This is a genomic window from Methanosarcina sp. UBA411 (genome assembly GCF_002495725.1).
Taxonomy (GTDB): Archaea; Halobacteriota; Methanosarcinia; order Methanosarcinales; family Methanosarcinaceae; genus Methanosarcina.
Genome location: NZ_DAGK01000017.1, coordinates 37,247 through 57,947 on the forward strand (window position 1 = coordinate 37,247; position 20,701 = coordinate 57,947).

Below are 20,701 nucleotides of genomic sequence, written 5' to 3' on the forward strand. Positions count from 1 at the left end.
AGGCTACACAATTCCTGAAATTAACTATGCCCCAAGACCTGAAGCCGGTGCATCCAAGGAAAAACTCGTAAAGGAATACGAGAGGATCACCACTGACATTATGTCAAGGATGGTTCAGGTTGGTTTCCCAGCAGTTATTCTCGAAACCGAACACGTTCAGCAGATGTCCAACAACCCCTCCTGGGGAGCAGAAGTTGCACACGCTCAGAAAACCATCATGGAAGAGTTCCACGATGAATACGGAATAAAGTGCGCACTCCGCCACACCATTGGTGACATCCGTGAGAACAGGGATTTCCTCCAGCTCAGAGGCGACAAGTACTCTGTCTTCCTCGAAGCCTTCGAAGAATGCGCTAAGGCAGGCGCTGACCTTCTGGCCGTTGAGAGCATGGGTGGTAAGGAAGTTTTCGACTACGCAGTTCTCAGAAACGATATCGCTGGTATGCTCTATTCAATCGGCTGTCTCGGTTCCATTGATATGGAACTCATCTGGTCCGACATCGCAGCAATTGCAAAGAAGACCGGAACTGTAGCATCAGGCGACACAGACTGCGCCCAGGCAAACACTGCAATGTTCATTGGCGGCGGACTGCTCGACAAGAACCTTGCTCACACCCTCGCAATCCTCGCAAGGGCAATTTCCGCCCCCAGATCCCTCGTTGCATATGAATGCGGTGCTGTCGGCCCTGGTAAGGACTGTGGATATGAAAACATCATTGTTAAAGCCATCACAGGTATGCCAATGACCATGGAAGGCAAAACCTCAACCTGTGCCCACTCTGACGTAATGGGTAACCTGGTCATGCAGTGCTGTGACTGCTGGTCCAATGAGTCTGTTGAGTACCACGGTGAATTCGGCGGTACAACTGTTCAGTGCTGGTCCGAGTCCCTTGCATACGACTGCGCTCTCATGAACACCGCTCTTGAAACCAAGAACGACAAGGTTCTCAGGGACCTCCTTATGCTCTCCGACAGATACAGAGACCCACAGGCATACGTCCTTGCATACGACAACGCCTACAGAGTCGGTCAGGCAATTGTAAAGGACGGAGACAATATCTACCTCAGAGCAAAGAACGCTGCAGTCGAATGTTGCAAGATTGTCGAAGAAGGTGCAGCTGACAAGCTCGAGCTCTCCAGATTCGAAGCCAAAGCCCTCGCAGACGCAAAGGCAGCTCTCGAATCTCTTCCAGACGACATGGACAAGTTCATGGACGACTGTCTTACAAAATACAAGAGTGAAGTTAAAGTCTTCCTGCCGGAGAACTACGGCTTCTAAGCCGAATCCTCCGGTTCTCTTTTTCTTTTTGAGAACTAGCTTAGAATACACAGATTCGTTTATATTTCTCGCCGTCTTGGCCTTTGTTTTTGCATGACTTGTGTCTCCTCTGTATTCTCTGCACCCCTTATAATTTTGATATACTTGCGTTTTAGTTCAACCAGAACTTATAATCACAAGGACATGAAAACTCACACAAAGTTCCTTTTTATTATACACCAGTACTCTTAAACGCAACCGTTGAGCCGCAACCGTTGAGCCGGTTGATCACGCCGGCCATTTCTTTGCGGGGTTTTTTCGCTCAAGCCTTTTTTGAGCTTGCGGGCAAAATCTTTTAAGAAGATTTGTGGGATTCAGGCAGTAGGTTCAGAGGGAGATTCACCCAGTTAGCAGATTAATCAAAAATTAAATTAATATAAAGAATATTACTACAAAAATAAGATAATTTTGACGTAATATAGTAAAATTAAATATTAGGACTAAAATATATTCCCAGAGAAGAAGAGCATATTTAATTTAATAATTACATAGAAAAAGGAAAAACATATATATAAGAGAGGAGTATCGATAATTAGTAGCGTGGGACAAAAAATATACGAACAGACTAAAAAACCGTGCCATCAGTAAGGAGTTTAGACAACTCTCCCATGTTACTTTCTTTCTATAATTATTGAATTTTCAAAATGATCCCGTTTTAAGAACTAATAAGTTAAATTTTACAGATGAACTCTGTTCCAGTACTTGCCCAATAAATCATAAAGCTCAAGTTTTTAGACTATTTTTACCAGAAAAATTTCAATTGTATGATTATTTACAAAACGAGCATTCTAATGCTCAGCTTTGAGAATATTCAGTTTACATACTGATCCTGATATTACCTATTTTCAATTGTTAAGATTCTTTAGCTGTGATTTGTTCCATAAATAGTTAATTTGAAAACTTGCCAGAGAACTAGATGGGCCTCGTGCTGTAAGAGAAATGCTTGAAAAAGAGTTTAGAGAAAAAATTTATGAAAACTCTTTTCAGTTTCCGCAATACTTCTACCAACCTGGCTGAGTGAAGAAAACAATCTGGAAAAAATCTATGATCATGCAATGAGGCTCTTCAGATAATCGAGAAGAGCAGCATGGTCTTCGAGCACAAGATCTGCATGCTCTATTTTTTTAGGCTCAAGCATACTTGCAACTGCAACACAGTAAAGCCCTGCTCTCTTGGCGGCAGTTATCCCTAAAGGCGCATTTTCAATTACTACACACTCGTTTTTTGTCAGGTCAAGCATTTCAAGGGCTTTAAGGTAAGGGTCAGGATCAGGTTTCCCATATTCCAGGTCGCTCCCGGTAATTATGACCTCAAAACAGTTCGAAAAATATTTATCAATAATTTTATTTATTGTATCGACATGAGATCCGGAAACCATAGCGAGCTTGAAGTGTCGTTTCAACTCCTTAAGGCAATCCAGAATACCCTCAAAAGGCTTTATCTGATCAAACTCAAGAACCTCACGTTTCCTCTCAGGCAGTTGATCTAAATGCCAAGGCTCAGGCTCTCTTCCGACCTTTTCAAAAATTGATTTAATTAACCTCCTGTTGTTTGAGCCTTCGAGCTCGTAAATATCCTCCCTAGTTATGGTAATACCAATTTCTTTGAAGGTTTTAACCCAGGCGTCGGCCTGGAAACGCATGGAATCTACAAGAACCCCATCCACATCAAAAATTATTGCTTTTAACATCTATTCAATAGATTGTTATAATCTATAATAAATATTATGAAAACCCAAGTTCAGAAAAATCTATATATAGACACATATCAAGTAGTAATCAGAATACTTTTTCCTTGATTGGACTTTTTCACTTGAAATACCTATCATACAGGTAACCACCTAGCCAGTACCCAAGGAGGGCAAAAATTAGTGTGCCTGGGGCGTAGATAGAAGGGCCTAATCCCTCAATGAGGAATAAAAGATTGAAAAATAAAAGATAAGAAATTAAAAAGATTAAAGATACAATTATCTCGACATGTTTCTTTTCCAGTCTCAAGTTTTATCTGAACCTCCTCTCCCCAACCTTAAAATCTGTAACTTATGGAATTAGACTTATTTACGGCTTTTAAAAAATTGCTTGCCTGCAAGCCTTTTCAAAAAAGGCTTGAGCGAAAATTCAAGCAACGAGGTGGTCGGCAGATTATCACAAGCCTTTTTCAAAAAAGGCTTGAGCGAAAACGACGTGGAGGCGTGATCAAACAGCGCAACGGTTGCGGCCAACGGTTGTAGCTCAACGGTTATGATTGATCAAAAAATTTCTTACTTTCTTTCTTCGCCTTTCTTGCCTTCTTCACCTTCTTTCTTGAAATTAAGAGAAACTGAATTAATGCAGTAGCGTTTTCCGGTTGGTACAGGGCCGTCTTCAAATACATGGCCCAGATGACTTCCGCAGCGAGAACAGACTACCTCAATCCTGTTCATGAAATAACTGGTATCCTCTTTGAGCTTTACCCTGTCACTCGAAATCACATCATAGAAACTTGGCCAGCCGGTTCCGGATTCGAATTTTGTGTCCGAGGAAAAGAGTTCTTGCCCACAGGCAGCACAGGTGTAAACTCCTTTTTCCTTGTTATAGTACAGGTTGCCGGAAAAAGGCCTTTCCGTACCTTTTTGCCTCAGGACATGATATTGCTCAGGTGTGAGTACCTTTTTCCATTCTTCTTCGGATCTTTCGATTGCTTTCTGTGCCAGTTGTAAACCCCCTATGAATGTAAGTAGTTGTTTTAGAAATATTACTGTTTCTTCGATACAGGAAAAACCAATTGCGAACTCAGAAGTAGAGTCAATGTATGTGTATGGAATAAAATGATAAATTACATTTATAGAGATCCAATAAAAATTATACGCATAGAAATAAAATGACAAAAGTAGCTTATTATAAAGTGCGGTAGTCAGATAGAGATAATAAATAAAAAGGAATTATATAATATTTGGTATAAAATAATGTCTTGGAATAGAACTTGTTGGTTTGAGTCAGCATGGGAGACAATCTGACAAGGGAGAAAGACTACAGTATAATAACCGCTGCATTTATTTTTATACTTCTTGCAGCAGTCTTTGTAGTTATCATTTTTAAACAAATTAACCTTGGAAAGTTTATCCTGCCGTTCTATCTCATAGTAATTGGAATGTTTTTCTTTGCTACAGCTATGGAATCCGAAAATAAACTAGGAGAATGGCTTGCTTCTTTGAGCTGGACATTTAACATGCTTGGTTTGGTTCTCCTTTATCAATACACAACAGGAAATTTGAAAAGCTGGATCTATATGTGGGCTCTAATCTTTCCCACCGGAATTGGACTGGGTCAGGTCTGTTACGGAGCTGTTAAAGCCAAAAAAGAGCCTATTGAGCGTGGAAAAGTCCTTATCCAGATAGGATTTGGGCTATTTATCTTTATCTTCGTAGTTTTCAAGCTATTTTTTTCCAGTAATAGCACGAATGGATAAATAATACGTAGAAGATTGCAAGGAAAAGTAATGAAAAACAAGCATGGGTAAAGATAAGTGATACCAAAACATAATGAAGGAAAAATGGTTGAAAATCTCAAGAAAAACTCGAAGTTTATTCCTAAACATCCATTCGTAGTTGAAGTTGATAGAAAAATCTTAGAAGGAAAAACGATTTAAATGGGATAAAGCAGGCTTAAAAGGGTAAAAATTGGAAGTAAAAAGAAAAATAATAGGGGAGAAATCATATAAGTGGGATCAAGCTTGATTCGCCTCTTCTAAATTCAGGGCCAGACAGATGAGTAGTCGAGACCAATTTTCCGAGCTCTCTTGATTTTTCAAGCAGTCTGGGCCTGAAGGAGACTTCAAGATTATCCGTGCCAGCAGCAATAATGGTTTCTAAAACATCAAAACCGAGGTAGTAGAGAATTCCGGCTGTATATTCAAAATATGGTTTGAAGGCATCCCTGTCCGAACTTCCCTGGGAAAAAACAAGAATAAGTTTTTTATTATCAAGCCGGCTCGAAAAATCAGGTTTCAAGAAGGCTGTCAGGCGATCGATAAAGAGTTTAGTCTGGGCAGTCATCTGCCACATGTAAACAGGAGAGCCAAGTACAACAGTGTCTGCAGCCTGGATTTCCTGGTAAAGTTCCTGCATGTCATCATCTATCGCACAGCAACCAGATTCCTGGCATCTGCAGCAGGCATCACAACCCTTAATATTTAGAGAAGCTAGATTGTAAATTACTTTTTCTGCACCGTTTTCAGCAGCTCCGTCGAGAATTGCATTTACAAGCTTTGCAGTGTTTCCATTGATATTAGGACTACCCACCAATCCAAGAATTTTAATGCTAGAACCCCCGTTTAAATGTATAAAAAATCCAGACTTTATGCAAAATTGGCTAAAGTATAAATGATCGATTAACATAAAAAGATTTCTCTTATCTAAAAAGTAAGTTGTCTCATTAAACCATCAGGAAAAGAAAAAAAGGATGAAAAAAGATAAGAAAAAGAGAATGAAGAGATAAAAAATTAAAAGGAGACAGAAAAGAAAGAATTATGCTTCTTTTAGCTTTTGTCCTGTTCTTCCCTGCTCTAATTTCTTTTTTAATTCAGTTTCTCTCAATTTTTGGATTTAACTCCTCTTTACTTTTAAAAAGGCGAACGCTCCAAGCCCTGCAAGAATTACAGGGAGGGCGTTAAATCCGGGAATTGGAAACTCCTTCTCTTCTGGCTCTGTTCGAGGCAGTTCTTTATAGGTATTGTAATTAAAGATAGAGACGCCCATGAAAGCTGAATCATTGGAATAATAATCTGCGAGACCGGCAAAAAGTTTCTGTATTGAATATTTATCCATAAAGCCTTCTTCAACAGAGATTTCTATTATTCCTCTTGAACCCGCTCCTCTTATCTCTCCCATTTCAAGGGCAATGACATCAACAATACCTGAAACGGAATTAAGCTCTCCAGTTTCACCGGGATAAGCCCTTATAACAAATGAATCGACAAAAGGAGCAATTTCCTTCATATGAGATGCAGTATAATTAAGTGGAAGGCTTGCTGAGATAGATAAGTTCTCTTCGGCCTCTTTATTGGCTGTTTCAAACAGTGTCTTGTAATAGATTTCGCTTTCGTCAGAACCTTTCCAGGCAGACGAGTTTATGTAGATCTCTATCCCATCAAAAGGAGCAAGGGACTTTTCATTATAACCAAGTACTGTATCAAGAGAATTTTGGCAGAGGTTACCAGCTCCCGTTTTTGTGCAATTTACATCTTCCAGAATCACGGCATGTACGGAAATTCCTTTTTCATGGGCCATTTTCACAAAGCGCTCGTATTGCCATACGTCTTCGCTATCTACACTAAGGAAAATCGTATCTATTCCCGAGGAGTTAAGTTCATTTACCAGGGAATAGAAATCGAACCCGTACGGGGAAGAAAGTCTAATTCCAGAGATTCCGGTCTTGTATTCAGGGAATGAGAGTTCTGGAGTGCCGGTCTTGTTCTGACTCAGATTTTTTTGTGTTTGAGCCGCTTCCTCAGAAGCGAAAGTTTCGGAATTTATCTCGGATTCAAGATCGGCTTGAGGCTCGGAAATATTTTCAGAGATGTTTTCAGAATTATTTTCAGAGATATTCTCAGAATTATCTCTCAATGAGTTTTTAGAGTTATTCTCAGAAACGCTTTCTGAAGAAACGTTACCTTCTCCCTGAGCCGAAATAATTTTTACCGTGGGCTCGGTTCCGACAAATTTCCGAACTAAGACGTAGTCGACTGCCATATAGCCTGTGTTCTTCGAGGCGTCTTTGTAGGAAGCAGCATACAGGTAAACATGCATTGGGAAATTGGTTATCGAATCGTTTGAGGCGAAGTCCATTCTTGGGTCACGGACACCATTTTTAAACCAGGATACTTTGCGGGTATCGTTTTCCTCATACCAGGCAATTCCTGAGACATACCACTCTCCTTCAGGAACGTTGACGTCAGTGAGATCATATAGATTATTTTTTTCCTTCCTGTAAATTGTCTCCAGGTCTACGCGGCTTTCATTGGCAAGCTCGGTCTCATGCTTGATCTGATTTTTTCTACTGTCGACCTGGTCTATGAAACCCTGTTGCAGCACAGGCCCTCTATTGTCATCACCTGTGGTGACTTTCATTCTTTTGACCACAAAAATAGAATTAATTTCAAAATTTTCTTTGCTGTAGATCATAGAGGAATCATATGCATGAACCTTTGGAGCTGAGACATTACAGATCCCATTTTTAACCTCAACCAGGCCTCCTCCCGCACTTTCAGCGTTCCAGTCAAGCTCGTTGAGGTTATTGCCCTCGAAATCATCAAAAAAGTCAAAAGTTTTTTCTCCATTGCTCATAGCTTCAGCCTCTTGGTCTCCATACCTCATGAGGATCTTACCGGTTTGATTTGCAGAGAGAGACGGAAGCCTGACCCAGATAAGAGCTTCTTCATTTTCAGGGTCCCAGATTTCGATCCAGTAATTGAGCGTTCTATTTCCTGAGGAGAATCGAATGTCTGAACCGTCATTTTTTGCCTCGGAGAAGTTAAAATTAGAAGAGTTCAAACTAACAGAGACAGGGTATCCTTGTAGGGTTTTACCGGTGTTCTCAGTAATTAGGATTTCCTTGGAGCAATTCCATGAATTTTCTTTTGTGGAAAGATCCGACGTGCCCGTAGCAGCCAAGGCACAGCCTGTTATTGAAAAGATGAAAAATACAGAGAAAATTACGTATACAATAGATCTTTTTGCTATCATTCAAAGCCTCTCGTAAACTCTTTATTAAACCCGATTGAGCATTAATATGAAAATCTTGATAGATAGTGATTATTTTCCTGAAAAGAATAAATCTTTTCATAAATTCCTGTCTAAAATAATAAAGACAATGATATTAGTAATTGTAATAAAAGAAAATCAAAAAAACAATAAAATCCACAGAGATAAATCCGAAACAGTAATAAAGAACCTTTGCAATTACGGTTCCAATGACGCTTCTATCCAGCAACGAACTGAGAAAACTTATACAGGCAAAACCTCCTTTGCTTGAAAATGCCATTGATATAGAAACTCAGATCCAGCCTAACGGACTTGAACTTACCCTGAAAGAAGTGAAAACAATAGAAGGTTCTGGAGCTGTGGATTTTGATAATTCAGAGAGAAAGCTTCCAGATGGGGAAAAACTCGAATTTGAGAGCGACGGTTGGATTCACTTGCCTGCTGGGATTTACAAGGTGCTTTTCAATGAGATTGTAAATATTCCCATGAACCTGGCTGCAATTGCAAAGCCGCGGTCAACCCTTATTCGCTGCGGAGCTACCCTTGAAACCGCGGTATGGGATGCAGGATACAGGGGCCGTAGCGAGTCGATGCTGGTAGTTTACAACACTGCAGGCTTCAGGCTGAAAAAAGACGCCAGAATTATGCAGCTTTTATTCTATACCCTGGACACGGAAGTAGAAAAAGGGTATTCAGGGATCTATCAGAACGAGAATACAAAGTAAGTTATCAAAAAGTCTTTAAGCTTTTTCTAAATTATTTTAAACTTTTTATAAACTATTTTTTAAGCTATTTAGTCTCCGGCTCATGTATTAGATTCGTGGGAAGTGAGCAAAAGAAACCCTGATATTTGGGTCCTCAGAAATATACTGACAAAATATATATCATCAAATTCGTAATATGCAGCTATGAATGCAATAGGTAAATCCGTAAGGATGGAACGTATATTCAATCGAAATACCGGTAACGCGATTATTATTCCTATGGACCACGGAGTTGGTGCAGGTCCAATTGAAGGACTTAAAAACCTTCAGGAAGCTGTAAACAGGGTAGCAGAAGGTGGGGCAAATGCCGTGCTCGGACATATGGGACTTGCCAAATACGGACATAGAGGGTATGGACATGATGTTGGTCTTATAATCCACCTGTCAGCTTCAACTTCTCTTTCCGTTGATCCTAACCATAAAGTTCTGGTAACAACCGTAGAAGAAGCTATAAAAGTCGGAGCCGATGCGGTATCCGTTCATATAAACATAGGGGCTGAAGACGAGTATGAGATGCTACATGGGCTAGGCTATGTGGCAGGAAAGTGCGACGAATGGGGAATTCCACTCCTTGCAATGATGTACCCACGCGGAAAAAAGGTTCGCTCTGAATATGATGTGGATGTCGTAAAACATGCAGCTAGAATCGGAGCCGAACTCGGAGCCGATATAGTCAAGACAAATTATACCGGAAGCCCTGAAACTTTTAAAGAAGTAGTTGACGGATGCCCTGTACCTGTAATTATCGCAGGCGGCCCGAAAATGGACTCTGAACAGGAACTGCTGGAGATGATCGAAGGATCCCTCGAAGCCGGAGGAAGGGGTGTTGCCATTGGAAGGAATGTTTTCCAGTCTCAGGACCCAACAGGTCTTGTCCGGAGGATTGCAAAAGTAGTTCACGAGGGCGTAAGTGCAGAAGAATTATCGAAATTAGGCAAGCAAGCCTGAAGGTTAAAGGTCTGACAGGAAAAATAAAAAAGAAAAATAAAAACAGGATTTGAAAAAAGCAGAAAAGAAAAAAATTAAAATTTGAACAGAGAGGATAAGGTCAGAGGAAATCGATTTCAATATTTCCAGTGGGAATAAAAGGGTTAGAATTTTCTTATAGGGAGAAACTCTTTATAGAGAGAAACTCTTCGAAAATATAAAGGATAAATAGACGCCGTAAATAAAAAACAAGGAACCTGAGTAAAACTCAAGTTAGATCTTAAGAATGAAACATCCTTGGATTAAATATTTTAAATTTCAAGCCCTTTATTCACTTAAAATCTCTTTTCATATTTTTTAAATTTAATTCCAGTTTCTAAATCAAATTTCTTCATTTCCTATTTTTAAAGCTGCTAGCTTAGAGTCTATCTAAACATGTTTTCATTTGAGAGCCAAATCTTTAAAGTATCCCTTAAAAATTTATATAATTGATTATTTTTTTGAACTTACATCCTCAAAGCTGGACTTACATACTTTCTTTGTACTCCTGTAGCCCTAAAGTTATAATTTTAACAAATAGCTTTCAGGAGCATTACTTAGAGTAAATTACTTTAAAAATCACTGATTCAGGAATGATATACAGGGCAAAAATAAAAGCCACGACGGCAAATGAACAGAAAAAGATAAGCAGACTTAAAAAAGAGAAAATTCAGAATAAGAGAAAGTAATTTTCATAAGGCTGGAACTTTATTCAGGAACTTTTCTCGAGAGATTTTTTGTGCTTGCCGGAAAGACCTTTGGTTAAACTTGGGTTATGTATATATTTCAGGAAAAATCGGCTGTTAACACATAGATTCCAGTGGAAATAATGGGGCACTTGAATTTTCAGGAACGAAAAATAAAAAGATGAGAGTGAATGCGAATAAGGAAACAAATATTTAAGCACAGTAAGCTAACTGTAAATAAGTTATAAGAAATAAAATTCGACATTAGAATTTTTAAAAGCCGCATCAAAAAGAAAACAGAATCTATTTCACATAAAAAATAAAAACTCGAAGGACAAACTGAAAAATATATAGAAAGGAAATAAAAAAGAAAAAAATGAAATAATAAGTAGTAATAAAAAATTAACCCGTAAAAGTTTCCAATAGAAATAATGGGGTCCCTCTTAGAAGAAAAAGTAGAACCTATATGGTTGAAATGGAGATCAATAGAATTAAAAGATCTTTAGTTTCCTGAAATATAGGTTTAACAGAAACGTCTGTTGTTCTTGGTTTTACTACCCAAGTGCTCAAGTCCTATTTAAGACGAATTCTTTGAGAAAAAAATCAACTTTTAAACAAAAAAATAAAACCAAAGTAGAAATTAAAAATCAATAAAAGGGACAAGGTCACAGCCTGTACATTTCAGGCACATGGTTTTTGCAAGCCCTGGATCCAGCCCATATTTCTTGAGAATCTCGGCTTCAAGTTTTGCAAGCTTTAGAAGGCGTTCAGGGGACGGCCGTTCCATAAAACAATATCCAGCTCTCAGAGGATGCGGGTTTACCGGCCGCAGAACAGGAATTACTCCGATTTTTGCAAGGGTCTCAATTCCATCCCTTACAGAATCGTCGCTTTCTCCGAGGCCTATTATAAAATTACTGAAAACCCGGTTTTTCCCGAAAACGTCGACAGCTTCCCTGAGGCGATCCAGAATATAATCAAGGGAAAGGTCTCCACAGACTGTTTTGAAGATTTCACGATCCATAGTTTCAACATTGTATTTGACTTCAGAAGCTCCTGCTTCATAGAATTTTCTGGAGCAACCTTTAGTAGGATACACCGAAACTCCAACAGGAACATTGTACTTTTTGAGAGCAGGAAGCAGTTTGAGCACTCGTTCAACCTCTCCTTCTATTGAGGTTTCAACGCCCGAGGTAAGGGAAATAGCTTTCAGATTTCCTGCTTGCAAAACCTCATCAATTATGCTCAGAACTTCCTCTTCATTTTTAACATGCCCCTGCAATTTGGGAACAGAACAATATTTGCAGTCAAATACACACCTTTCACAAAGAGTTATAAAAGCTTGATCAGGACAGTGCGCAGAGGCAGGCTCAAGTTTCCCTCGCACAAGTTCTTCTCCTTGATAGAAAATCCCAACATATCCTTCGTCTTGAACCTTTAGAATTGAAAGAGGAGAGTCTTCTTTTATGCTGAGCCTTACCCGTTTGTCTCCAGATCTGAAGAAAACTGAACTTGTACCTGCCCCCGGACCCGCAGTCGAACCCCGAGCTCGTGGGATAAGCGAGGGATCTACGGAAACCGAACCTATGGAAATAAGGAAAGCTTTTATTTCCGGCGTAATTGACTTGCTTTGCATGCAAATGCTCCTCATAGCTATTACAAAAGGATTACAAGGTAATTACAAGGTGATTACAAATAAATATAGTTCTGAAACTCCTTTTGTTTCTCTCATCATTACTAAGAGATATATAAATTATTCTGTTTATATAAATTAAATTGTTTTTGACCAATTAAAAACCATAAGAAAAATTCCTAGACCTTACCCCATACCTTGCCTTAAGTCCCCTAAAATCTGAAAGTCAGATTTTGTAGGCATTTCAGTCCATAAAACTGATTTTCTCATATATAGGCCTAGAAAAAGATTATTTAAGACTTAAATATAACCAAACCTCAAACATAAAGAATGAAAATAAGATGCAGAAGCCCCATATATACAGGCATAAGATAATGTTATAGAAATAATATAAGCTTAGAACAATGGACTAAAATTATAACAATGTGTTAATATATTGATAATAGAATAACATTGTGTGTTAAAAATATTAAATACTGTAAGCGTGTAGTATAAATTGCGTTCTCATCCCTTTAATACCCCACTCGTCAATATCTACTCCACAAGTAAGGGGAAAAACTGAAAGAGAATTAATTAAAACTCGCAACCCGTGAGTCTAGTACCTCAGTATCTCTTCCCAGATAAACAAAATCTCTTAAAGCCGTTCGGAACTTCCAGGTTCTTTGATGAGAACGCAATCTATTTTTCAATATCAGATCATATCATGATCTTCTTTTGAATTACCTCACATATCAGATCGACCATTCCTGCTATTTTATATATACCATAAAATAGATTATATTCCTCAGACCGTTCAAAAACAATTTTATTGTGCGAAAAAAGGAGAGAGACATGAAAGTCATGATTATAGGAGGTTTTCTCGGAAGCGGGAAAACAACCACTATACTTCGAATCAGCAAGCAGTTCAGTGACGCAGGGAAAAAGACTGCAATCATTGTAAATGAAATAGGAGAAATTGGTCTTGATGGAGATATTCTTACAAGTCCTGGCATTGTAACTGAGGAACTTACAAGCGGCTGCATCTGTTGTACACTCAGGATAAGTATGCAGTATACCCTTCAGACCCTTGAGGAAGAGTTTGCACCTGACATTGTAATTATTGAACCGACAGGAATCGCCTTCCCGGGGCAGATAAGGGAAGAGATAGAAACAATGGGGCTCTCTGAGATCTCTTTTGCCCCGATAGTAACTCTTTTAGATCCTGGCAGGTTTGGGACCGAAGCAAAAGAGATCCCAAGGTTTATAGAAACGCAGATAAAAGAAGCTGAAATTCTCTGTATAAACAAGATTGATATAACGCCTTTAGAAACTGTCCTTGCTGCTGAAAAAATGCTCCACGAGATGAACCCAGAAGCCAGGATTCTAAAATTTTCCGCAAAACATCAAGATGATCAATTCGAAAAACTACTTCTCCATCTCGCTGTTCCAGGGCTTAAAAAGCCTTCTCAGGAAAAGAAAAATTCCATTGAGCTTTCCGAAGTCTCGGCTTATTCAGCTCTCTATACCCTCGAATCGCTGGATTTCAGTCCTGAAGAAAGTGTACGTTTCGTAGAAAAAAATCTTCAGATCGTTCAGGAGAGGATACGGGGAATTAATCCTGAATTTGTAGGGCATGTAAAGCTTTCCATGAAATCCCCGGAATCTGTGGTTAAAGGCAGTATAACATCTTCTAAAGAAGTACCTCAGGTAGAGATAATCCCGGATCTGGAAAGTGAGAAAACAGAACTCAGGCTGCTTTCCGCAGTTACAAAGGTCCCTAAATATAAACTCATAGAGATAATTGAATGTGCTCTTGAAGAGAATCTTGAGAAATCAGGGATCGCTTTTGAAAAAGAAATTAAAAAGCATGATACTGATAATCATGATGAGCACGAACATGAGCAAATATGCAGGATTAATATATACAGGAAAAATGAATGAAAAAAGTGTAAAACTCAACTTAAAGCTAAATTTAAAGCTATGGTAGAAACCTGTGACTTAACTAGGAGAGTTACAATCACACTTATTCTTTTCGGAACTCTTTAAAAAAAGGTCAGTTTTAATAATACAAGAAATAATGGAGTTTTGACATGAACGAGGAAATAGATGAACTTGACGCCTATTTTGAAAAAAAAGGCGAGCCTACCGAAGGCGAAGCTGTCAAGCTGGAACATATGATGATGGAAAAAGTTTCCATAAATCCTGCAAGAAGAAAGCTCCTCCGGACTGTTGGGATATTTGGAAAGACCGAAAAACAATTAAAAGAAGAATCCGGATTGAACGATTTCTTCTTTAAGTTCCACATGGATTTCCTGCTAAAGGAAGGCTTCCTGAAACTTGAAGAAGGAACGTACCACCTTACTGATGCCGGAATTGCTATGCATGATTCGGTATGTTAAATAAACTTTTTTCAATTTTCCCTTTATTTTATAACTTTCAATGAGATTTTCTAGTTTCCTGATGGTTAACTCCATCCTGATTTTAGAAATCTTCCTTTTGTTAAAAAGCGATAAGTTTTTATGTTTGTCTTGTCAATGGCGTTATGACCAAACTTTTCGATATCCTATGGAAGTTTCAAAAACGCCCTATTTAATTTCCAGGTATATATCGAGCAATCAAAAGGAGTGTGAATAAATATGCCAGCAACAGTTAATGCAGATGAATGTTCCGGATGTGGAACCTGTGTCGATGAATGCCCCAATGATGCAATTGCTCTTGATGAAGAAAAGGGAATCGCAGTAGTCGACAATGACGAATGCGTAGAATGTGGTGCATGCGAAGAGGCATGCCCGAACCAGGCAATTAAAGTAGAAGAGTAAAACGGTAATCAGTTGGAATAATCTATTTATTCCAATTTTCTTTTTCCTTTTTATTAATCACTATTAATAATCAATCACTATTACTGATCATTTCTATCTTTCCGGAGGTAGCTTTTTAGATGGTAGCAATTAAAGCGGGTATTTTAGGCGCCACAGGCGCTGTCGGGCAGAGATTTGTAGAAGCACTTGCAAACCACCCCTGGTTTGAGATTACAGCCCTTGCAGCATCCGAGAGAAGCGCCGGCAAAACATATAAAGAAGCTGCAGGCTGGAGGTTAGACACAGCTATGCCGGAAAGCGTTGAAGATATCAAAGTCGTCCCGGTAGATCCGAAAGCCGTAGATGCAGATGTGGTTTTCTCGGCACTTCCCGCAGACCTTGCCCAGACCGTAGAACCCGAATTTGCAAAAGCCGGGTTTGCAGTGGCAAGCAATGCCTCGTCTTACAGGATGGAAAAGGATATTCCTCTCGTGATTCCCGAGGTAAACCCAGAACATCTTGGCCTTCTCGAAGTCCAGCAGGATTCTAGGGGATGGGATGGGTATATTATTACAAATCCCAATTGTTCCACAATTGTCATGACCGTTACCTTAAAGCCTCTTATGCAGTTTGGACTCGAAACCATACAGGTAGCCACAATGCAGGCGATTTCAGGGGCAGGTTTTTCCGGAGTTGCCGCGATGGCAATTTATGATAATATAATTCCGTACATAGGAAGCGAAGAAAAGAAAATAGAAACTGAAACTTTAAAGCTTCTCGGAGATTTCAACGGCTCTGAAATCGTGCCTGCAGATATGAGAGTCAGTGCTTCCTGCCACAGAGTCCCTGTTATAGATGGACATACAGAAGCCATCTGGGCCGGAATGAGGGATAAACCGACGCCTGAAGAAGTAAGGAAAGCTTTCCTGAACTTTGACCCCAGACTTAAAGAACTTCCTTCCGAGCCTGAAAGACCTTTAATAGTAAGAGACGAAGTCGACAGGCCTCAGCCACGTCTTGACCGCAATATGGGAAAAGGCATGAGTGTTTCAGTAGGCCGCATAAGAGAAGGAATCCGATACATCGCAATGGGACATAACACCATTCGCGGAGCAGCGGGAGCAAGTGTGCTGAATGCGGAACTCCTGCATTCCATGGGTAAACTCTGATTTGAGCAAAAAAAGATAGAGAAATAAAAGTAAAAGCCTCAGAGATTCAGGCTTTTACTTTCCAGTTTTTTACTATTCAGTCTCACTACTTATTTTTACAATTCAGTTTCACTACTTATTTTTACTATTCAGTTTTACTTTCCACTATTACTTTTAAGTTTTACTTTTCTCGTCTTTTGAGAATTTCATGAGAAAAGCTTTCTTGCAGCCTCTTCTGCTTTTCTCATAACCTCTTTTACAGGGACGCCACTCATTTTTGCGATATTCTTGCAGTCCTCAAACTCAGCAGAAATATTGAGTAGTATGCCCTCAGAGTCCCTGGCGATCTTGACCGCAGCTTCATACACTTGCCCTTCGACCTCAAACTTAACTGATTCTATCCGCCTGGCAGCCATCAACCTGTGTCGGGTAGGTATAACTCTTACTCCAAGGGATCCTGTTTCGATAATGATTTTTCGAGCGAGCTTTGCAGTGTCTTCAGGCTTTGCAATGACCTTGATAATATGGGCAGGACGGCCTTTTTTCATTGTTGCCGGGAGAATTGCAACATCCCTTGCTCCCATAGCAAGCAATTCCTCAAACAGGTTACCTAAGACTTCCCCGCTCACATCGTCCGCATTCGTTTCTAGAACCTCAATTATATCCGGAATCAGGCAGGAATCAAGTTCGGATAATATTCCCTGAAGAACGTTGGGCCCGGCAAGCTCAGAATCCCCTGCTCCGTAACCTATTGAAATTACCCTGCCATGAGGAAAAGTTTCCATGGGTCTTGCAAAATGGGCAAGAATAGCAGCTCCTGTCGGAGTTAGAAGCTCCTTTTGCTCAATTCCTCCCCTGAAATAGAATTTTCCTCTCCTAAGAAGTTCAAGAGTTGCAGGCGCTGGCACAGGCAAAACTCCATGTGCGCATTCTATTGTTCCACTTCCCACATTTATAGGAGTACAGTAAACAGCATCACAATTAAGGGAATGGATAGCTGCTGAAGAGCCGATTATATCGGCAAGAGCATCACTCTGTCCAACCTCATGGAAATGAAGCTTCTCAAGGTCAGGCTGCCCGTGAACTGAAGCTTCGGCATCGGCCAGCTTCGAAAAGATATCAAGGGCACTTGCTTCCACACGCGCGGGCAGCTTTGCAGCCTTTACCACATCTATAATTTCCGGATATGTACGGACTGGCTCTATTTCAGGTACGTTTATCCTAACATCCAGGGCTTTTATTCCCTTTTTTATAACTTCTTTTATATCCACGGATACATCGACAGAAGCTTCTATCAGTTCTTTAACCGTTTTACGGTCAGCCCCGAGATCGAGAGTGCATCCAAGGATCATATCTCCTGCTGCCCCGGAAAAAGGGTTGAATACAAGTGCTTTCATAAGATTTCTTCCTGCATTTCAATTTCTTTCCTGTTTATTCCCTTTTATTACCCTGTTACTCTCATTTCTGGCCTGTCCCTTCTTCCTTGCCATGTGTGTAGGCTGCCGCAATCATATTTGCGATCCTAGCCGCATATGCTCCCGCAACAAAGCCTGCATCGATATTCACAACTGCAAGTGTGGAACAGGATTGGAGCATTGCCAGCAGGGCAGCTTTTCCTCCTCCGCCTGCTCCATAACCTGTCGAAACTGGAAGCCCGATTACAGGTACGTCAACTAATCCCGAGACTATTGTGGGAAGTGTTCCTTCCCTTCCGGCTGCAACCACGATTGCTCCGGGCCTCATGGCTTTTAATTTATCCATTGCCGGGATAAGCCTGTGGATTCCTGCAACCCCCACATCATAAACTGCAACTGTCTCACAGCCCATTTCTGATGCTACAACCTTAGCTTCTTCCGCAGCCGGGATGTCGGCCGTACCTGCCGAAACGATTCCTACTATCCCGCCGGTTCTTGGAGCAGGCGTACCGTCATGGATAACAACAGTACGTGCCCTGCTGTTCCACTCAAGTTTATCCTCACCAAAGACCTGCTTTAAGGCTTCAAGATGCCCTGGCGAAACCCGCGTGATAAGGGCTCTTTTGCTCTCAGCAACCATGACCCTCGCAATCTCTACCACATCGTCAGGAGCTTTACAGTCGGCAAGAATAGCCTCGATTACTCCTGTTCTGCTTTTCCTGTGGGAATCAAGTTTTGCTATGTCCATATAGGAGACAAAGCCCAGGCCTCGAGCCTGCTGCTCTGCGCTCTCAAGATCCATTTTTCCGTCTTTAACAGCTCTAAGTATGTCAGTAAGATCCATATACCACCCTGCACTGAAAAGAGTTATCTGCCTTAAATAATCATGAGCTTAAACAATAAGTGGTCAAGCAAGAATTTATTGGTTTGGGGGTCTTTAGGGTTTCTCGTTATATGGGATTTTTGGTTACTTAAACAAAAAGTGTTCAGCGATACATTTAAAAATCCGAATTGTTAATGTGTAGAGATCATCATGCTCATAATACTTTCATTAGGCGGTTCAATTCTCGCAAAAAACCTTGACCCGAATCGTTTTTTAAAATATGCGGACGTTCTCCGGAAGCTCTCGAAAAAACATACTCTGCTTGTGGTAGCCGGCGGAGGAGAAGCAGCACGGAATTACATCGACACTGCAAGGGCAGTTGGCGCCGACGAGGTAACTTGCGACTATATAGGTATAGAAATTACTCGCCTTAACGCACGCCTGCTTGCTGCAGCCCTCGGGCCCGATGCCTGTCCTGAAATCCCGACAAATTATCTGGAAGCTGCAAAGGCCATGCGTCCTGGAAAGGTAGTTGTCATGGGAGGAGTTATCCCCGGTCAGACCACGGATGCTGTTGCTGCAATTCTTGCGGAGTTTCTGCGAGCAGACCTGCTGGCAATTGCAACCTCGATTGACGGAGTTTATTCCGCAGACCCTAACTGTGATCCTTCGGCAGTAAAGTACGACAAAATCTCTCCTGCGAAGCTCATAAACATAGTCATGGCAATCGAGATGAAAGCAGGCTCCAAATCCCCTGTTGACCCTGTAGCCGCAAAAATTATCGAACGCTGCAAACTCGATGCTCTTGTCATGGATGCCCGGGACCCTGCCGTACTTGGAGAAGTACTCAATGGAGAAGCAGCCAAAAAATCTCCAATACCCTGCGGAACCTGGATTACAACAAAGGTATAAAGTTCAGACCAATTTAAGACCCAAATCTCATACGGTTTTTCGTTCAAGCACAACGGTTGAGGCTCAACCACTGCACCGGTTAATCATGCCGACAATAGCGTTTTCGCTCAAGCCTTTTTTGAAAAGGCTTGGTTTAAAATCTTCATATTTACAGAAGATGAAAACTTAAACATAGAGGTTCCGACATATATCCCAATAACAGAAAACAGACGGAAGTACCGGTTTAGAGTTTAGGATTCCTAAAAAGCCAGTTTCCTGAAATTTCTGTCCTGAAATCTCTGAACGGGAGGAGGAACCGGGCTTGAACCTGCCTGAAAAAAAGAGTTCTTTTAATAAAGGATTTGTTTTTCGCTTTTTTTCCATGCTTCTATTCCTGACCATCTTCTGTGCTGAGCTCAGCCCTGCTTTCGCAGCAGTAAATAGTGCAGCCTTTGAAGAGGAAAGGCAGGAAGATGTCGTTATCACAGATTTTTTCTCGGACCATGAGCTCGCGGATGCTACAGTTCGGTTTGAGCAGCCTCTTGAAAACGCCTCTCTTGTTTTTACTTTGAATTCGAAGAAGAAACTGCTGAAATCGGAAACCTTTCCTCTTGGGTCTGTGGAGAAAGGACAGGAAGTCACAAAAGTCCTGTTCTGGGGAATTGAGGAGGATTTCGGAAAAGATAGGGAATCTTATACAGTGCAGGTTTTTGTGAAAAACGGGAATGAAAACCTTGCTTTTAGAGAACTTTCATTTTCCGACCGAAATCCTATTCTTTCAAAGCTTAAACTTGTGGACTTTTCCGCAGATTCTGAGAAAGCATCGGTTTTGATGAGTCTCACAAGTCCTACGAATTTTGGGAGTATACAGCTGCCTGAGCCCGGTATGATCGACCTTGACCTTAAGCTTCTCTCAGGCACGGAAATTGTGTATTCTGAAAAGCAGAAGAATATCCCTATTACAAACACCTATTATAATGCAAGTTACTGGCCTTTCCTGCTTGAGAACAATAAAAACTATACTGCTCTTTTGGAGGTTCATTCCCATTCTCCTGATGTCACCGCAGCCTATATATCGAATTTCAGGGCCGAAGAAAAGGTGGAAATTATTGATCGGGATATTGACGTGGATGAATACGGAGCCAGTGTTACTATTGTAGGAAAATCCCAGGTGCCTTTTGACGGGCTTGTAAGGGTTGTGCTGACACCTGAAAATGGGAAAGGAAAGATTTTTGAAGAGACCACGGACATCCTGACTTCGGGAAAAGAAGATACAGTAGGAATAATATGGCAAGGAGTCCCGAAGGGAGATTATAATGTAAAGATTTATGTGCTGAATTCCGAAAGAGAAGTTCTTGACAGCCATGAAACTGTTCTCAGGATCTTTGAGCCCGTGGCCGAAGCAAGCCCTGTAGAAAAATCCCCAGCCTCTGGCTTTCTCACGGTTCTGGGAACCTTTCTCTGTGCTGGAATCTTGTTTGTAAGGAAAGGAAAAATAAAATTCCTGAAAGCCTTGAAGCCCTAAAAGCCTTGACAGTCTT

The 20,701-nt window shown here is 40.6% G+C and carries 19 protein-coding genes; 11 read left to right on the forward strand and 8 right to left on the reverse strand.

The annotated features are described in order from the left end of the window. The coding region (gene mtaB / locus BP861_RS06700) for a methanol--corrinoid protein co-methyltransferase MtaB (protein ID WP_292373759.1) at positions 1-1,279 on the forward strand (1,279 nt) is incomplete at its 5' end. Positions 1,280-2,366: 1,087 nt separating this feature from the next. Here mtaB and BP861_RS06705 read toward each other — a convergent pair. The 3 genes from BP861_RS06705 to msrB form a co-directional block, all read right to left on the reverse strand. Beyond that, positions 2,367-3,008 (reverse strand): HAD family hydrolase, encoded by a 642-nt coding sequence (locus BP861_RS06705; protein WP_292373760.1) that lies wholly within the window; start codon positions 3,006-3,008, stop codon positions 2,367-2,369. A gap of 363 nt (positions 3,009-3,371) precedes the next feature. Continuing rightward, on the reverse strand, positions 3,372-3,539 hold the full coding sequence (locus tag BP861_RS06710; RefSeq protein ID WP_292373763.1) for a hypothetical protein: 168 nt from the start codon (positions 3,537-3,539) through the stop codon (positions 3,372-3,374). A gap of 39 nt (positions 3,540-3,578) precedes the next feature. Further along, on the reverse strand, positions 3,579-4,010 hold the full coding sequence (msrB, locus tag BP861_RS06715; protein WP_292373935.1) for a peptide-methionine (R)-S-oxide reductase MsrB: 432 nt from the start codon (positions 4,008-4,010) through the stop codon (positions 3,579-3,581). 287 nt (positions 4,011-4,297) lie between these two features. On the opposite strand from msrB, the gene BP861_RS06720 reads away from it, so the two are divergent. After that, positions 4,298-4,765 (forward strand): hypothetical protein, encoded by a 468-nt coding sequence (locus BP861_RS06720; RefSeq protein ID WP_292373764.1) that lies wholly within the window; start codon positions 4,298-4,300, stop codon positions 4,763-4,765. A 57-nt stretch (positions 4,766-4,822) separates the two neighbouring features. After that, positions 4,823-4,945, forward strand: coding sequence for a hypothetical protein (locus BP861_RS06725; protein WP_292373766.1), 123 nt, complete (start codon positions 4,823-4,825; stop codon positions 4,943-4,945). A 64-nt stretch (positions 4,946-5,009) separates the two neighbouring features. On the opposite strand, the gene BP861_RS06730 is transcribed toward BP861_RS06725, so the two are convergent. Both BP861_RS06730 and BP861_RS06735 read right to left on the reverse strand, forming a co-directional pair. Then, the gene (locus BP861_RS06730; protein ID WP_394339165.1) at positions 5,010-5,693 is read right to left on the reverse strand and encodes a flavodoxin family protein; all 684 of its coding nucleotides are present in this window, start codon (positions 5,691-5,693) and stop codon (positions 5,010-5,012) included. 207 nt (positions 5,694-5,900) lie between these two features. Beyond that, positions 5,901-8,039 carry a DUF2341 domain-containing protein gene (locus BP861_RS06735; RefSeq protein ID WP_292373768.1) on the reverse strand — a complete coding sequence of 713 codons (2,139 nt, stop codon included), beginning with the start codon at positions 8,037-8,039 and terminating at the stop codon, positions 5,901-5,903. A gap of 227 nt (positions 8,040-8,266) precedes the next feature. Here BP861_RS06735 and BP861_RS06740 point away from each other — a divergent pair, with 227 nt between their 5' ends. After that, positions 8,267-8,782: a deoxyuridine 5'-triphosphate nucleotidohydrolase gene (locus BP861_RS06740; protein ID WP_292373770.1), complete on the forward strand. Its 516-nt coding sequence runs from the start codon at positions 8,267-8,269 to the stop codon at positions 8,780-8,782. Between the two features lie 183 nt (positions 8,783-8,965). Continuing rightward, a complete protein-coding gene (locus BP861_RS06745) occupies positions 8,966-9,769 on the forward strand; it encodes a 2-amino-3,7-dideoxy-D-threo-hept-6-ulosonate synthase (RefSeq protein ID WP_292373772.1) in 804 nt (267 codons plus the stop codon). Positions 9,770-11,113: 1,344 nt separating this feature from the next. On the opposite strand, the gene BP861_RS06750 is transcribed toward BP861_RS06745, so the two are convergent. Continuing rightward, complete coding sequence (locus BP861_RS06750) at positions 11,114-12,109, reverse strand: radical SAM protein (protein ID WP_292373774.1); 996 nt, start codon at positions 12,107-12,109, stop codon at positions 11,114-11,116. Positions 12,110-12,937: 828 nt separating this feature from the next. On the opposite strand from BP861_RS06750, the gene BP861_RS06755 reads away from it, so the two are divergent. The 4 genes from BP861_RS06755 (at position 12,938) to asd (ending at position 16,052) form a co-directional block, all read left to right on the forward strand. Next, a complete protein-coding gene (locus tag BP861_RS06755) occupies positions 12,938-14,026 on the forward strand; it encodes a CobW family GTP-binding protein (RefSeq protein ID WP_292373776.1) in 1,089 nt (362 codons plus the stop codon). Between the two features lie 149 nt (positions 14,027-14,175). After that, on the forward strand, positions 14,176-14,484 hold the full coding sequence (locus BP861_RS06760) for a hypothetical protein (protein WP_292373778.1): 309 nt from the start codon (positions 14,176-14,178) through the stop codon (positions 14,482-14,484). Between the two features lie 237 nt (positions 14,485-14,721). Continuing rightward, a complete protein-coding gene (locus BP861_RS06765; protein ID WP_292373780.1) occupies positions 14,722-14,904 on the forward strand; it encodes an indolepyruvate ferredoxin oxidoreductase subunit alpha in 183 nt (60 codons plus the stop codon). Positions 14,905-15,023: 119 nt separating this feature from the next. Next, positions 15,024-16,052, forward strand: coding sequence for an aspartate-semialdehyde dehydrogenase (gene asd, locus BP861_RS06770; protein WP_292373781.1), 1,029 nt, complete (start codon positions 15,024-15,026; stop codon positions 16,050-16,052). 185 nt (positions 16,053-16,237) lie between these two features. On the opposite strand, the gene larC is transcribed toward asd, so the two are convergent. After that, entirely contained in the window at positions 16,238-17,428 is a 1,191-nt protein-coding gene (gene larC, locus BP861_RS06775; protein WP_292373783.1) for a nickel pincer cofactor biosynthesis protein LarC, read from the reverse strand. Between the two features lie 61 nt (positions 17,429-17,489). Continuing rightward, entirely contained in the window at positions 17,490-18,290 is an 801-nt protein-coding gene (larB, locus tag BP861_RS06780) for a nickel pincer cofactor biosynthesis protein LarB (protein WP_292373785.1), read from the reverse strand. Positions 18,291-18,479: 189 nt separating this feature from the next. Between larB and pyrH the strand changes: the two genes are divergently transcribed. After that, entirely contained in the window at positions 18,480-19,181 is a 702-nt protein-coding gene (gene pyrH / locus BP861_RS06785) for a UMP kinase (RefSeq protein WP_292373787.1), read from the forward strand. Between the two features lie 301 nt (positions 19,182-19,482). After that, positions 19,483-20,685 (forward strand): hypothetical protein, encoded by a 1,203-nt coding sequence (locus BP861_RS06790; RefSeq protein ID WP_292373789.1) that lies wholly within the window; start codon positions 19,483-19,485, stop codon positions 20,683-20,685. The last annotated feature ends 16 nt before the right edge of the window (positions 20,686-20,701 follow it).